Here is a 16,115-nt window from a genome sequence, read left to right as displayed (position 1 = left end):
ATCTTATTTACCACAATTTCATTTCCTGCCCTAATAAAATAAGTTTTTCATAAGGATCTCCGTCAATATTTAATACTTGAGCAAAAGCAGGTTCTGTTTTTAAACCTTGTTCCTTTAAGCGAATAACTTCTTCCCTTATATGGGGATGTTGCATTAATAACATGTGTTCCACTATCATATGTCTATATGCATTTTGATTACGCACTGGCTTCGGTTGAGCAAATAATTCAAATTCAAAACCTTCGAATTCAAAATTCACCTTTATCGATTCAGTACCTTTAATTTTTTTCTTTTTTATGTTGAACCCTCCATAAGAACCATATAAAGATCTCATTTCCTGCTCAAAAACATCAAAGTTATATACTTCCATTACAATATCTAAGTCAGATTGAGGAGTATCAATTCTTATAGGGATTGTCCCGCAAAGAACGGGATTATATAAAGCTAAATCCTCCATTATGTTTAGGCTATTCAAAACATCATATATTTTTTGTTGTTTCTCATTGCCCGATTGTAAATATGTAATAGATGTAAACATAGAAGTCTCTCCTTCATTTAACATAATAATCATCTCACTAAATATTTAAATCATTGGGTTTTGTTCTAGGAGTACCTTTATTTCAATATATTAAGCCGAACTAACTATATTTTTCAACTTTTCTCCTATACTGCAATACTATAAAAATAAAAAAGGAGGAATTATTATGAGCATTTTTAACATTCTTTTAACCATACACATCCTATTTGGAACAATATGCTTAATCACTGGTATTGTAGCGATGGTTGCCCAAAAGAAGAAAGGAAAACATACCGAATGGGGCGAAATATATCATGCATCCTATGTTGTCATTACCCTTACGGCAATAATATTATCCATTATCAACTGGGATAAAATTGCATATTTATTTTATGTAGCAATCTTCTCTTATTCATTTGCGATTTATGGATACCTTGCACGAAAAAAACGTTGGAAAAATTGGCTCCATCACCACATTAGAGGTATGCTAGGTTCTTATATTGGTGCAGTCACCGCACTTTTAGTAAATATCGGTATCCATATTCCCATTTTAAATTTACTTCCGCCAATATGGTTTTGGTTTTTACCGACCTTAATTGGTATCCCCCTCGTAGCCAGTGTATCAAAAAAATATAAAAAGCGTAGTTGAAATTAATTACATTTTGATTACTTTCTGATTATTAGAATGAAAAATTATACTCTATGTATCACGAATGATATTATGAGTGTTCGCCCTATGAATATTTAAAATAAAGAGCCGCCCAACTGGACGGCTCTTATTTTCACTTTACAAACGTAACATATTCACCAGAAACCCATTGATTTCCACCAACATTATACCAACCATCTTTATATCCAAACGATTGATATTTTTCACCTTGATACACGTTTTTCACAATGCCGTAATTTGTTCCAGGGCCGGTACGAACACGCAATACATCCGCGATTATAGTAACTACACCTACACCATCATTTGATGATTGTGAAGTTGCTGGTACATTTCCTCCCGTATAACGGATGTATGATGGATCGTTATAAACCCACTGATCGCCACCTAGATTTAACCAACCATTTGTTTGTCCAAATACTTTGTAGGACTCTCCTTTCCCTAATTGACGAATAACGCCATATCCAGTACCAGGTCCTTTTCGTAAATTTACATTACTACCGTTAATATAAGCAACCCCTACACTATCATTCGACGTGGGAGGAGTCACTACGTTTTGAGCACCTTTTCCAAAAGTATCCGTTCCATACCCTTTGTAGTTATATTGCAAATGCGGGCTATCCACAAATCCTTTCCAGTCACCGCCCCATTCAAAACCAATTTGTTTAGCATAACGAATTGCTGAAGCCCACGGTTCTTTATTATAGCCATTCCAATCTTCTGTACCATTCGACTGAATTGGCACAAAATCTAATGCCTGTCCTACTAAGTGATATGAGCGCATCGTTTGTGATGCTCCTTTACGAACATATTCACGTTGTTGCTCGACTGTACGGATTGTTTCATAAATTAATACTTCAATTCCATTGTCGATACAGTACTGATACCACTTAAAAGCGGCAGCTTTCGTATTATCCGCTAATTTATTCAGATTATTTACGTTTCTAGTTTGGTATTTCAATATGCAACATCTCCTTTTCTATTATCATATGCAAAACTCGTTTCATGGGTTGTACATATACCTAGAACGATCCGAAGTACAAATACATAAGAAGCCAATTCATCTAAATAGATTTACATTTCTAGCTTCAAACTTTGTAAACTGAAATCGAAGCAATAAAAAAACCGCAAGCCAGGTCTTCCAGTTGCGGTTTTTGATATTTTCTTTTTATATGCAACATGCCATCTTGCATTGATAATCCTAATATATAGGTTGTGTAAATTTCCCTTTTATGAATAACACTTCTTATTCATGACTTTTCAAATCCAATAATATTGAATGTAAACGATCCGGATAATTAGTAAACATCCCATCGACTCCCCATGAAAGTAACTTTTTCATATCTTTTTCATGATCTACTGTAAATGGATGAACTTCTAATCCGCTTTTCTTTATTTTCTTTACATAATCTGAATCAATATATTTGTAATTCATACCAAGACCTATGCAGTACGTTTTATACTTTTCTATCTCTAATTCTGTTAATTGAACTGCTTTTTTATAAGGTAATAATTGTACTAAAGATATATTACTATTTAAACTATGAATCTTTTGTAGACTTTCTTCACTAAACGATTGAATAATAACTTTATCCTGTATTTCGTAGTGATTAATAATTTCTAATAATTTTTCTTCCATTCCTGGATATTCATTAGGTGATTTTGTTTCAATATAATAGTTCGCATTTTGCCCAAACGTTTCAACAATTTCTGTTAATGTTGGGACTTTAGCATTTTCAAATTCTTTCTTTGCTAAGTTTGGATATTTTTCGTTGAAAAAAGAATCTGCATTTAGTTGCTTTATTTCTACTAATGTATGCTCTTTCACTAGCCCAGTACCATTTGTTGTACGATTTAAGGTTTCGTCATGCATTGCCACTAAATGCCCATCTTTTGTCATTTGGAGATCAATTTCTATATAATCTCCATTCATTTTTTGTCCTAATTTATATGCTGCTATTGTATGTTCAGGCGCATATGCAGAAGCACCTCTATGTGCGATATTTTTTATATGATTTGATTGATTAATAGCTTTAGTATACTTATGTTCATTTATTTTCTGAAAAACAAAGATACTTATTACTATAAAGGCACAAATTATTGTAACGAGATATATCTTTTTCATAACGATTTATAAGCTCCTATATAAAGACGATTTAACTTGAATGATTTACTCAATTAAATGTCGATTTTCCAATACAGTCATTTTGCCGATAGCTTGAAATCCCGATTTTTTATAAATATTGATTCCATCGGGTGAAGCTTGTAATACACAATACGTATTTTTAAATTTATGTGCTTCTTGCAGCAGGAAATTGAACATAGCAGATCCGAACCCTCGTCCTCTCATTCCTTCTTTCGTTGCTATGTCATAAATACCAATACTATCTTTTGAACATATCAATGAACCAACAGTTACGACTTCACCTTCATATAACCCTAAAAATAATTTCATATTCTCACTGTTACATATATCAAGATTAGAAATTCGATTATAGAATGCTTGTACATGTATACCTTCTTCTGATGTGCCGAATAGATTAGCTAACGTTTCTCCAAATTTATTTATTTGTCCAGGTGAAGATGCTTGTTGAATAGTAAAACTTACTGGCATGTTTATTGTTGGGGAAATTGTTTTTAAGTCTGCTACCATCGCAATATTCTGTTCCACTTCTTTTAAACCGATTTTAATTAACTCACTTTTTATATCCCGCTCTTGCTCCTCATCCCATAACCAAACACTCATTGGAAAATTTCTTTGATAATAGTATTCTACCTCTTTATATAATTTCTCGATCCCTTCCGTTAAATTATTGTTTAGTAGAGTGATGATATTAAATGTATCGGCAGGTAATCCACAATCAACAGCAATATAATCTTTCGTTTTTTTTATACTCATTCCGGGCACAAATTGTGCAACATATGAAGTTTTAAATGCAAAGTTATCTAGTAGTAGTTGTTTATAATTCATCAATAGTTCTCCTTTTCATAAAAAGTAACACTCGAATTTTTCTATATTAAATATAACATATTAGAAATTTACCATTTTCTATAAAAAGTACCTCTTTAAATTGTGCTCTATAGTTTAAAATAATTAAAAATGATATAACGTTGTCGGAATGAAAAAAGTGGTATATAATAAATATTAACATTACTAGTAATTATTTTAGGTATTCCTAGAATAAAGGAGCGATACATATGAAAATTACTATTTATTTCGGAAGTCATGAAGATCAAGATGTTCGTACTATGGACTGTCATTTAGATGTAGAAGATACAGAAGAGATTGTTTCTGTATCATAATATAAATAGTTAGGGTAAACCCTATCCCTTACAGCGTTTAAGGCACCTTTTATAAGGTGTCTTTTTTGTTATATTTTCATCAAAAACCCTTTACTTTATAGCGTTTTAATAGTAAAATATAAATATACGAACAAACGTTCTTTTTTTATTTTAAACGTACATGAAGGGATGATTTTAACAATGGCTCCATTAAAGCGCAGAGGAAGAAAAAAGCAAGCACCTATTATTTCAAATACAGGCTTTATCGGCTCTGTCTTTATTGATACATTGGAGTTACAAAAGAAATCCTATTATTTCGCTCGTAAAAAACTTCAAATTGTTCATCACGTACTAGATGGTCTCTCTGGAGCAACAAGTGCTTTACTTAAAGAACATAACATTTCAGCATACATGTCATGTGTGTATTTACATAAACAAAAGAAAATTGGTTTTGTTCTTTCAACGAAACCATTTGAACAAAGTGATGGCATTGCTTATTTTGTAAATTATTTAATCGAAAAGAATTTTTATGGCGGCCATGATGAAGATGTAGAATATCAAGAAGTATTTAATACAGGTTTTATCGGTGTAGTATTCGCTGATTTATCTAGTATAGATCGCTTTAATTTCGAGTTTGAAATGGGTATGCTAACGAAATTAATGAAAGATATGATTATTCCAGTTAAAGAACTCTTTTTACGCCATAATGTACCGGCTTACATCTCCACTTCTCACTTAGAAGAACAAAACAAATTAGGTTTCGTTCTCTCTGTAAAGCCATATGACGAACGCGCTGAAGCAGATTTATATTTTGAAGCATATTTAAAAGAACGCGGATTATTTATTGGTGATGAAGAAGATGATATTGATAAGATTGTCATTAGAAAAACCGCTGAATTACGATAGAAAAGCGCAGGATGCTGATCCTGCGCTTTTTATAATTTATGAAACTGATTTACCAAATAAACGGTATTAATTTTTTTGTTTTCTGTTTATAGACTGTAAATTGTTCTCCATACTTTTTCTGTAAGTAACCATCAGATTTTGGAATATATTCAAAAACGAATACAAAGAACAGGCCTAGAGGTATAAATAAACTATAAATATTGCTAGCGATAAATGCTAAACCTAACACCCAAAGGCAATCCCCCAGATAATTAATATGAATCGCATATTTAAATAAACCACCTGTATATAGCTTACCTTGATTTACAGGATTGTCTTTAAAGGATTTTCTAAGTAGCTCTGAAACTGTGTTTAACATACTTCCTCCTAAAAACAATATCCAACCTATTGTAAGTAATATTAAATTAGGATCCTGATTACTAGTAATCATTAAGATTGGAAAACCTAAATAATAAATTCCAAAAGCAATACTGTTCATAATGGCTTCTTGCCATGAAATCCCTCTAGGCAACCATATAAACATCATAGCCGTTAATCGTAAAGCGGTGATAATCAAAGCTATAAACAGCCCTATTGAAATGCCTGGTTTGAAATAAGTAATGAAAAGTAAGTAATACGCAATGATTAGATAAATAATCTCAGTAACTAAAATTAATATTTTTTCTTTTATTGTTGGCCGGTTTATACCATACATTGTGATACGCTCCTTCCTTTATTCATTTTATAGGAAAATAAACTTCTATGCTATTATTCTCCTCCTGTGTGCTATAAGGATTCGTTTTATAAACTTCAAACGGAGCTCCATTCAGTTTATAATTATTTTCTTCAATCCAAACATGTAGCTTTGTATGAATAAAAGGTAATTCTTCGTAAGAACCAATAAGCGTAGCCATTGCGCAAAGACCGGGATTAAACACTTTTGTTTTATTTGTGGCTTCTGCAAGGGGAATCGCAATTTCAACATCATAATTTTCAGGTACATATTCTGAACTATGGAATATAGCAAGTGGTTTTGCACTAGGTAATAAATTTTCAAATAAAATTTTACTAAACAACTCATTAAAGTGTGTTAGGAAATCAGCGGTATTAATTTGTTTTCGCTGAGATAATATATTATAGGTTAAGTGATTTACAAGATTAATCTCAATACGATTTAAGTAACCTATGATACTTTCCTCTTCATTTAATTGTTGAATATCAAGCTTTAATTTTTTTAATAAAGAAGAATAATATGTTATCTGCTGTGTTAGATTTTCTTGTTTGCCTTTCATTTTAGAGTTAAGCAATTCAGTATTCTCCCGATCTTCTAAAATATCCTTAATTTCTTCCAGCGAAAATAAATAAGTTTTTAATCGTGTAATCAATAAGGCTATTTCTAATTGGAAAATATCATAGTAGCGATAGCCATTCTTAACGTCTATGAAAGCTGGTTTTAAAAGCCCAATTTCATCATAATAGCGCAGCGTCTTCATTGTAAGACGAGATATTTTTGAAAACTCTCCAATTGAAAGCATAATACTCACCTCCTGTATTTAATTATTTTAAATATACTGCTTCCTGTAAGGGGAAGGTCAATCAACAAAGTTAAATTTTATTATTGTATTTCGGAACGATATTCATCCCCTCAACCTACAATTTTAAAGTATTCTCCAAAACGAATATGTAATCTTTTCAAAATTGTTCATGGGAAATCAGCCCATTTTTTCGTTTTATAGTATTTGCATTTCTTAACTTGAAAAATGTAGTAGTATCCATTCTATAAATAATCTAAGATCTACTAAGCGCTATAATCTTTCGAGTGAACTTCTAATATGAAACAATTCGATGAAACTTTAATTACTATTAAATATAAGATTCCCCCTACAATTGTAATCATGTAGGCTGGAATATAATTTAATAATAGACCGGATAGCGCCATTGCTATAGGAAGCATCATTTTACTTATACTTAATCCAATGCTGAGAACCCTCCCTCTATATTCATCAGGAATCTCTTTTTGCATGAAATAAGCTATAGGTATATCAATAAGCACTATAATTAGTCCTAAAAAGAACATAACAACACAATAGGTAATAACGTATACAAAATCATTTACCTCAAAACTTTTGAATAAAACTGGAATTCCTGAAATAATCATAAAAACCGCCAACATAAAGCTTAACTTTTTCAAAAGATAAGCGTAAGAAAAACGATCGGTTATCTTTTTTACTAAAATCGCACCAATTATCATGCCTACTGGAAAAGTCCCTTGAATCATACCAAATTGTTTAGAACCAAGATCGAGAACTGTATTAATAATGTATGGCAATGGAACAGTTACAGCAAACCCTAAGAAGAAATTAAGTGAAATTAAAATACTGAACGTATTTTTTAAGCTTTTCCGCTCCATTAAGTAAGAGTATCCCTCCTTTATATCTTCAATAAAATTAATTTTTCTAATTGAACATTCCTCATTTATGTTTTGCTCAAACAATTTAAAGTTAATAAATAATATGGAAATAGCCGAAAGGATAAATGAAATACCGTTTATAATTATAAAAATTTTAATATCAAAGACTGCAAAAACAATACCACCTAACATAGGACCTAGAATTAAAGATATAGAATCGATAATTTTACTTATAGAGTTAATACTCATTAGCCTCTCTTTGGAGACGATATTTGGTTTTGCAGCTTCCAATCCTATTCCAAAAAATGTTGTAAATACCGTTATAAGAAAGGTAGTAGCATAAATGGTGAATAAGTCTAATCCATAATTACTGCTAAATATATAAACAGTAATTAATAAGCTTCCACTTAGTAAATCCATACAAATGACCAATTTCTTTTTATCAACTTTATCTGCAATTACACCAGCAAATGGATTCATAACAATCATCGGAATAGTTCCTAAAATAAGCGTAATGGCAAAATTTAATGCTGATCCGGTTATATGTAAAACATATAATCCTAATGCAAAACTATAAATAGAGCTACCAAATATTGATACTGTTTTCCCGAATGAATAGAGACACATATTTCTTAGTTCTTGGTTTCTTTTTTTATTTTCTATATGTAATCGTAAACTTCCCATCACTTTTCCCCCTACCTAACTTTGTGTTACGTACATTGTAAGTTCTTGGGTCAACCCAATAGCAATATGTACTATTTGAAAAGTTTTAAGGGGAAATAAATAAAAGATGGGGTTAACCCCATCTTTTTCCGAAAAATGAATATGTATAAATTTCTTCTCCTTGAACAAAGAAATCCTCGTACCTTCCCCCTCGTATCAAATAATTTGAAGTACTTTCATCAATCGATTGAAACAGTAAATTTTGGATTTCTTTCGTTACTTTTGCAGATGTAAAATTCTCTCGGAGTCTAGGTGCAATTTGGCTATTTATGCTGAATTTATTAAATAAAATAAATGAACTTAATAAATAACAATTAGGTTTAAAAAGGTAATTTAATTCGCGTAATAAAAACTCCTCATGTTCAAAACTATAATTACTTGTACCTGATTGATCAATTACAATATCAGCAGAATAATTCTGAATAGGAATGTTTAGAAAGTCAGCACAGATAAATACAATATTTCTTTTCAAATTTCTTCTCTCAATTACATCTTTTAAAAGTAAAAGTTTATTCAAATCTCGATCAACAGCAATATATAAACACTCTTCCGGTAGTTCTTCATAAATATTTCGTAAAAAGAACCCAATACCAGACCCTAAATCAAGTAGTATTTTTTCATTTAAATCTAATTGCATTAGTTTCTTTTTCGCCCATTCTCCTCCTCTTTGAACATTTTCCAAAAAAGCAGTATCCGTTTCATGGATATAATCTGAAATAGAATCTTCAAGTGATTTCCTCTTATACACCTCAAATAATTTTCCAGCTGTTAAAACTCCGGAAGTAATCGCGTATTCTTCACCACAATTACAAATTAATTTCCCCTCAACAATTTGATTTTTATTAATAATGCCATCTTCAAGAATTAAATTTCCGTTACACTTAACACATTTAAATAAATGAAGTACTTTTAAATCTACCCCTAAAATTGAACTCGAAATTTCAGTTTCTATAGATAAATTATTTAACGTTTTCTTTAATTTATCTTTTCGTTCCTTTAAGGTTTTTATCTCTTGTTCAATCTTTTCATATTTTACTTTAAATAAAGATTGATAAAAAATATCCTTTTCATAGTCTAAGGATTTCCCTAAATTTTTATAAAGAAACAGTTCTTTAATTTCATTCAAGCTAAACCCTATCCATTTGTACTCTAATATAAGTTCTATATCCTTTTGACAATACTCGTCAAAAAAATAGTGACTTCCTTTTTTCTCAGGAATAACGAGTCCGAGATCCATATAATGTCTAATCGTATCTACACTTACATTATTTACTTCTGCAAACTTACTGATTTTCATCCTAATCACTACCATTTATATATTTGTTTATACATACTTCTTTATTATTTTAAAAAATCCTTTCATCTCCCTATATAAAATTGTTTATATTATGAAAAAGATGTAATTAATTTTAGAGTTCCGCCACATATCCATCAAGCTAAGCTTATTTAAGTTTAGCTACTCTTTTTAATCTTGAATTTTAAAAAAGAGTAGCAGGTAGTACGGTTATGTCTATATATCTAAAAAACTTAAAATTAAACTATGAGTTCATGGATAAATTAAAAACTGCGGCGTAAGTACTACAGTTTCTTCCTGCTTCATTGAGTTGAAATATGTAAAGTTACGTACTTTAACTGTAGCGGACTTGTACTACGCGTTCATATTAATTTTATAGACGTTTAAGGATTTTGTTTTATGGTAAGTATTTTTGCTGTGAAATCAGGATTGTAAATATAGATGAACGTGATTCAAATCAAAAAAAGGTACTCCTAGAAGTACCTTTTTTACTATTCTATATGTGCGAACGCTTTCAAAATTATTGGATATAAATTGATGTACGCATTGTATTAAATGGTGAATTTATAGATGTCTTTTGGTACTCAAACGTTCCTTGTTGGTGTCCAGAAGCATCCCATTTATAATACCAGCCAACGATTGGTCTTCCGCCAATTATAGTGGAATCAATACTTTTTACATTAGAACCATTCATTTTAGCAAATGGGTTTTGGCCATAGCCCATTTCTTTCGTTGTAATATATAAGTATTTTCCCCCGTGGTTACGCGTTGTGCTGAAGCTGTTCTGATTAATTGTTTCTACCCCGCCTAGCTCAGACTCTATTTGTACGACGTTTAGTGAAGTAAGTGGTGCTGCTGGTCCAGCTGAAGCTTCTGTTGCCATTCCTAACCCGACGAACGCTGTGATTGCTAACGATGAAATCCCTAGTGCTGCTTTTTTAAACATAAAAAACATCCCCTTCCATCTATTGTTTTCTCTTTCATCTTCAATATAATCCTAATAACCTTATATGTAAATAGATTGTAGCTATATAAATATTAGTGCGAATATTCTATTATATATTTCTACAATTCTATTACTCAATATGAATGATTTACAGTGCAAAACGAAATACACATTACAAATTGATTCTATTATTTTCATTATTAACTAGCGTATACCGAATTTAAACCATATGAACCATTGTCACTATTTTTTTGGTTCATAAACAGATGCCTATATTTCTTGTTACTGCATAATAATGTTACATCAAACTGATGTAAGTACACATAGAAACAATAAAAGAGAGCATATTTTAAAAGATTTATTAAAACATGCTCTCTTTTTATTAATTTGAATGAATCTTTCAGTAAAAAAGTACATTGATTTGTATCCTTTATGTAACAGAAATAATCGTTTTAAAAATCTTGTTTTTATGCTTTTTCCTATTATTCTTAAAGATAATTTATTGAATATTTTTATTGTATTCTAATTGATTTTGAATTCCTGATCTATCAATTTGAATCCAATACTCTGAAATTTTCCCGTTTTCTATTCTATACACTGCACTTGCTATTTGAATTATAGGGAGACCTGTAGGTTCATACCCATCTATTTCTCCTATGTGTGTACCTACTTGTTTCCAGCGTACATATACTTTACTATCTTGTACTAATAATTCTTGAATTTCTAAAGAGAAATTCCCATATACTTCAACCATCTCTCTTACATGCTCAGCGTAATCTTTTGGCGATCTATATACTGTTTGTTCCTCTTCAGATATAACTTGATGTGCCAATACTTTATCTGCCATATATCGATTTGAAAAATCCGGATTACTCCCTGAACGCACTTCTTTAAAGAAATTTCTGATAATTATTTCTGGTTTCATTAAACATCCCCCTTAAAAATAAATCCAATACTAATAACCCCTGAATGTATCGGATAAGTGTTATATTTTCATTCTCACTCTTTCTCAATAAGTATGTCAAGTTTGAAGTATTGACATTAAAAATTGTAAATTTGCATAGGGTTAGCTGAGCAATGGTTTAAAAATGCAATATTACTAAGTTCGATGGAGATATGTCGAGATCCCATTTTGTTTTAATTAAATAAAAAACCCGTGAATAATTCACGGGTTTTACTTTAATAACTAATTGCTATTGTACCTTCACCTGCATGAACCGCAAATGAAATTGGTAATGGATATAATTTGAAATCCAATTCAGGGAATGCTTGTCTAATATCTGCAATCCATTCCTCGGCTCCATCTTTATCATTAGCATGGAACATGTGAAGTACTTTTGGTAATTCTTTTTCAAGTTCATTTTTAATATATTCTCGACATTTTTGGATTTTACGAACTTTCTTTTCAAGTAAAAGCTCTCCACCTTTTACTTCTAATATTAAGTTAACACTTAATAAACTTCCAAGTAAAAATTGAATGCCCTTTACACGACCACTTGCATAAAGGCCTTTTAAACTTTTCGGGAATACGTGGAAAGGTCTTCTTTTTTCATCTACTAATGTTTTGTGTATATCTTGTAAAGTCATACCATCATTGTATAACGATTTCGCTTTTCTAATTAGTTCATCCATTGGATAACTTGTTGTTTCACTGTCTAATACCGTTAATGGAAAACCTGCCATTTCTGCAGCTAGCTTCATATTTTGATAGGTTCCACTTACTTTTCCGCTAATAGCAACTGCAAATCCTTCTTCATATTCTTCTTTGCATTTCGTAAATAACTCTACCATTTCCCCAATATTAGGTTGTGAAGTAGTGACTGTTTTACCTTCGTTTAACGCATTATAAACACGTTCACGTACACCTTCTTCACAATCTTTGTACGACATTCCATCAATAATAACTTCGATTGGGATAACAAAGTTATCTCCTTCTGTTTTTAAATTCGCAGTTGTACTATCAGTAATCCAAGCAACACGCTTCATGTTGTTCCTCCCTTAATTCAATTCCTCTTTTCTAATTTTTCTATATATTTATGTTATAAAAAGAGAATATCCCTGTAATAGTAACAGGACTTTATTGTTTTGGCTATAGTAGATGTATATTAAATGTGACTATTTCTTGTCTATTTCACAAATAAAAAAGAAAATCAAGGAATTTGCTCGATTTTCTTCTTATCATATACTATTTAAAAGTTTCATTATCTAAAATTACAACATAATCATTCGTTAATCTTCCAGCTTCTTTTGTATAACTAACAAGCCTTTGTATATTATCACAGCAAATTTTTGCTCCCCATACGAGTAACGGTACGCCAATAAAATCGATATGGAACCTTCTAGAAAACAGACCACCAAAAGTCATTGGTAAAGGTACAGTTGGTGATGTATTAGAAAAAATAATTTTTTCATGACTTTGATAATGTTTTTGCAAGATTTCTCCTAAATGCTTCATCGCAGGTACAACAACTTTTGATGCGCCACATCCAATCGTATATACAGGATGACCATGTTCATCAATTCCATGAAAAATAATTTTTCCCATATCTTCTGTTTTCAATTTATTAAAGTAATCTACATTCAAAATTTCTTCTTTCGTTAACTTACGATCCGTTGGTAATTTATTTAAATGATACGCTGCAGCAAGTGAAGTTGTATGAGTACCGCCGAAGTCTGTGTAAATGTATATCATATTATCATCCCTTGTTGTAAAAGTTCAATGTTAATTAGTATTACCGTTCTTAGCAATGTTAAACAAGGGATGAATGTATTTACGCTTTTTGTGTTAATTCATTATATTTTTTCCAAATATAATAACGTCTACTAATCACGGTGCCTAATGTAATACATAAAAAGGCGTTTGTTACAACCATTAATGTCTGATACGTACTACCAGAAAACATACTTTGTTTAATTATAATTTTTGCTCCTAAAATAACAAGAAGGATTATTGTACTTACCCAATTTCCTTTTCGTAGTACATGACCTGTTTCACTATCTACTCGAAATGTTAAAGCTCTTCCTCGTATAATTCCAAGACCTAAGCCGATTCCAAGCATTACAACAAACAGTAGTCCTTGCAGCAAAGTTATTTGTCCCATATGAATAATGGACTGGATTGTTACAAAGCACAACAAAGCCGGAATGAGCCAAATACGGTTTATTTTCACTTTTCGTTCTTTACTTTGCATCAAAACAATAATAAGAACAACAAGTAAAATATCCATTTAGAATCCTCCTATAAACTTGTTTATCTTTAAAAATTATATTCTCCTCTTTTCATTCCATACTTGAAATACGATAGCTACTTTCAAGTGTAAGATGGAAAATGTGATTTCTCATCAGCCTTAAGCATTATTTATAAAAATAAAAAGACGTACTTTTTACTCGTACGCCTTTAATAACTCGTTTAAACTCCTATTTATCAACTAATTCCACACCTTTAGAATTAGTTTTACCCAACACTCGAATGTTAAATTTATTAATGGCTTTTAAAAAGATATTATAAATAGAATATCCAATAATAGAACCTATAACATTACAGATCACATCATCAATATCAGTAATACGTCCCACTCCACTAAATAAAGACTGAATTAATTGTAGCAATTCAATACTAACTGATATAGTAAATCCCAATAAAATAGTATTTTTGAACTTTTTATATTTATCCCATAAAATTGGTGCTAAAAATCCTAAAGGCATTAATAATAAAATATTCCCGCCTACATTTCTTACAATTAGACCAATCATAAATAGGGCATCCCCATCATAAGCACTACCAATTTGATTGATGTCTTTAATAATTGATGTAAATGGAATTATATTGACCGAGCGATTCAGATTTTCAATATTAGAAGGAAAACCGATTGGTAAAGGGAATAAAGTTACTGCAACAACCATACAAATGTAGACCACGAATAAAAAACTTATTATTTCTTTCCACCAAATCATATGTTTTTTATTTTTTGTACCAATTAATATTCCACGTACAATTAAATAACAAATAACCCCTAAAATAATAAACAAACTACCGTTGATCATATACAAATTGTTAACACATCCTTTCATATGAATTAATAATTTAAATTTACAATTATATAGTAATGTTTTTTAATTTAAAAATCCATATAAACATATGTAATTGTGCAGAATTACAAAAACCCCTTATTTAATAAATAAAGGGGTCCTCGTTAACTAAAAAATTTTTCAGAACAGAAACAATCATAAACCCGTTTAAATTATTTTCGTATCTCTTCTTTTATATCCATATAATTAAAAAGCTCTTTCTATTTCTGTCATTAATTTTTCAGGTCCTGCCCCTTTATTCGATGGAATAACTAAAGTGATTCCTAATTCTGGATATATGGCCGAGCGAAAACTGACGCCTGGATCATATCCCATTACATGATATTTAAATACCTTGTTTTCTCGTGTTTCAATCCATATTCCATATCCGTAAGACTGTTTATCATTTACATGAATGTGGGGAGTTAAAAGTAACTTTGTATATTCCTTTCCTAAAATTTCATTATTAAATAGTGCCGCCCAAAATTTCAACATGTCTGGTGCAGTAACATATGCACCTCCATCAGCCCCTCCTTTTATTGGTATAGCGTAAGCGTTTGTTCTCCAATTTTGGTTGGTTTCGTCCTTTATATACCCTAGAGCTGTATGTCTTGGTAATTTATCTAACGAAAAATAGCCAGAATCATTCATGCCAATCGAATTAAAAATGTTTGTTTCTATATACTCCGTAAATTTAAGTCCCGTCTGTTCTTCTATTATTAATCCAAGTATGATAAAACCTGCGTTGTTGTAGTGAAACTTACTCCCAGGTGCAAACATCATATTACTGTTTTGGAATAATGGTAAAAAGTCTTTTAAGCTCTTTAATAGATACATAGGTGTTTGTTTCCAAAGATCCTCGAAGTTATCCATAATACTTTCATCAAAATAATCTGGTATACCAGAGCTATGCGTTAGTAGTTGATGTATTGTAATATCTTCATCGAAGTTTGGAAGTTTTATCTCTAGACAATCCTTTAATTTTGTATGAAAAGAAATAACACCTTTTTCAACAAGTTGACAGATTCCAATTGCAGTAAAAATTTTACATCCTGAGGCAATGCCGAATCTTGTTTGTATCGTATTGTTTATACATTCACTTTTGTTTGCGTAACCCATTGCTTTTTCATAGATTATGTCTTTTTCTTTTTTTACTAAAACTACCCCAGAGAAATCTATTTTCTTTTGTATTTCTTTTACAATTTTATTAATTTCATCTTTTGTTTTTATCACAACAACCACCCTTATCTTTCGGTATTGTTCTTTCCCCTTATTAAATACGATAAATTGTTAATGAGAACACAAAGTTCATTTCGAATGTAT

17 protein-coding genes are annotated in these 16,115 nt (G+C 30.8%); 2 read left to right on the top strand and 15 right to left on the bottom strand.

Annotation, left to right across the window (positions count from 1 at the left end; all coding sequences use genetic code 11):
• Nucleotides 1-7: 7 nt before the first annotated feature.
• A complete protein-coding gene (locus tag N2V79_RS12965) occupies nt 8-538 on the bottom strand; it encodes a DUF4269 domain-containing protein (protein ID WP_069355698.1) in 531 nt (176 codons plus the stop codon).
• A 166-nt stretch (nt 539-704) separates the two neighbouring features.
• Between N2V79_RS12965 and N2V79_RS12960 the strand changes: the two genes are divergently transcribed.
• A complete protein-coding gene (locus N2V79_RS12960; RefSeq protein ID WP_053564312.1) occupies nt 705-1,166 on the top strand; it encodes a DUF2306 domain-containing protein in 462 nt (153 codons plus the stop codon).
• A gap of 133 nt (nt 1,167-1,299) precedes the next feature.
• Here N2V79_RS12960 and N2V79_RS12955 read toward each other — a convergent pair whose 3' ends face one another.
• From N2V79_RS12955 to N2V79_RS12945, 3 genes are all read right to left on the bottom strand, one after another.
• Entirely contained in the window at nt 1,300-2,145 is an 846-nt protein-coding gene (locus tag N2V79_RS12955; RefSeq protein ID WP_061660858.1) for an SH3 domain-containing protein, read from the bottom strand.
• A 285-nt stretch (nt 2,146-2,430) separates the two neighbouring features.
• A complete protein-coding gene (locus N2V79_RS12950; RefSeq protein ID WP_197242513.1) occupies nt 2,431-3,309 on the bottom strand; it encodes a glycerophosphodiester phosphodiesterase in 879 nt (292 codons plus the stop codon).
• A 45-nt stretch (nt 3,310-3,354) separates the two neighbouring features.
• Nucleotides 3,355-4,155: a GNAT family N-acetyltransferase gene (locus N2V79_RS12945; RefSeq protein WP_142238947.1), complete on the bottom strand. Its 801-nt coding sequence runs from the start codon at nt 4,153-4,155 to the stop codon at nt 3,355-3,357.
• Between the two features lie 512 nt (nt 4,156-4,667).
• Between N2V79_RS12945 and N2V79_RS12940 the strand changes: the two genes are divergently transcribed.
• A complete protein-coding gene (locus N2V79_RS12940; protein WP_197242512.1) occupies nt 4,668-5,372 on the top strand; it encodes a hypothetical protein in 705 nt (234 codons plus the stop codon).
• 49 nt (nt 5,373-5,421) lie between these two features.
• Here the strand turns inward: N2V79_RS12940 and N2V79_RS12935 are convergent, their stop codons facing one another.
• The 11 genes from N2V79_RS12935 to N2V79_RS12885 form a co-directional block, all read right to left on the bottom strand.
• Nucleotides 5,422-6,066 (bottom strand): methyltransferase family protein, encoded by a 645-nt coding sequence (locus tag N2V79_RS12935; RefSeq protein ID WP_000274258.1) that lies wholly within the window; start codon nt 6,064-6,066, stop codon nt 5,422-5,424.
• A 22-nt stretch (nt 6,067-6,088) separates the two neighbouring features.
• The gene (locus N2V79_RS12930) at nt 6,089-6,886 is read right to left on the bottom strand and encodes a MerR family transcriptional regulator (protein ID WP_197242510.1); all 798 of its coding nucleotides are present in this window, start codon (nt 6,884-6,886) and stop codon (nt 6,089-6,091) included.
• A gap of 263 nt (nt 6,887-7,149) precedes the next feature.
• Complete coding sequence (locus N2V79_RS12925; protein ID WP_000535174.1) at nt 7,150-8,445, bottom strand: MFS transporter; 1,296 nt, start codon at nt 8,443-8,445, stop codon at nt 7,150-7,152.
• A gap of 112 nt (nt 8,446-8,557) precedes the next feature.
• Nucleotides 8,558-9,781: a MerR family transcriptional regulator gene (locus tag N2V79_RS12920; protein WP_340719934.1), complete on the bottom strand. Its 1,224-nt coding sequence runs from the start codon at nt 9,779-9,781 to the stop codon at nt 8,558-8,560.
• A 517-nt stretch (nt 9,782-10,298) separates the two neighbouring features.
• Entirely contained in the window at nt 10,299-10,724 is a 426-nt protein-coding gene (locus N2V79_RS12915; protein ID WP_340719933.1) for a DUF4879 domain-containing protein, read from the bottom strand.
• Nucleotides 10,725-11,223: 499 nt separating this feature from the next.
• Complete coding sequence (locus N2V79_RS12910) at nt 11,224-11,649, bottom strand: ester cyclase (RefSeq protein WP_053564321.1); 426 nt, start codon at nt 11,647-11,649, stop codon at nt 11,224-11,226.
• Between the two features lie 254 nt (nt 11,650-11,903).
• Nucleotides 11,904-12,710, bottom strand: coding sequence for a DegV family protein (locus tag N2V79_RS12905; RefSeq protein ID WP_340719932.1), 807 nt, complete (start codon nt 12,708-12,710; stop codon nt 11,904-11,906).
• 199 nt (nt 12,711-12,909) lie between these two features.
• Entirely contained in the window at nt 12,910-13,416 is a 507-nt protein-coding gene (locus N2V79_RS12900; RefSeq protein WP_000639421.1) for a DUF3189 family protein, read from the bottom strand.
• 79 nt (nt 13,417-13,495) lie between these two features.
• Nucleotides 13,496-13,951 carry a DUF1453 family protein gene (locus N2V79_RS12895; protein ID WP_071732182.1) on the bottom strand — a complete coding sequence of 152 codons (456 nt, stop codon included), beginning with the start codon at nt 13,949-13,951 and terminating at the stop codon, nt 13,496-13,498.
• Between the two features lie 190 nt (nt 13,952-14,141).
• A complete protein-coding gene (locus N2V79_RS12890; protein WP_071732183.1) occupies nt 14,142-14,774 on the bottom strand; it encodes a VanZ family protein in 633 nt (210 codons plus the stop codon).
• Nucleotides 14,775-14,999: 225 nt separating this feature from the next.
• A complete protein-coding gene (locus N2V79_RS12885; RefSeq protein WP_053564324.1) occupies nt 15,000-16,025 on the bottom strand; it encodes a serine hydrolase domain-containing protein in 1,026 nt (341 codons plus the stop codon).
• Nucleotides 16,026-16,115 lie beyond the last annotated feature (90 nt).

Origin of the sequence: Bacillus sp. CH_70 (assembly GCF_038007045.1) — a bacterium.
GTDB classification, from domain to species: domain Bacteria; phylum Bacillota; class Bacilli; order Bacillales; family Bacillaceae_G; genus Bacillus_A; species Bacillus_A cereus.
The sequence above is the reverse complement of the archived record's forward strand: the minus strand, read 5'-3'. Positions and strand labels throughout refer to the sequence as shown.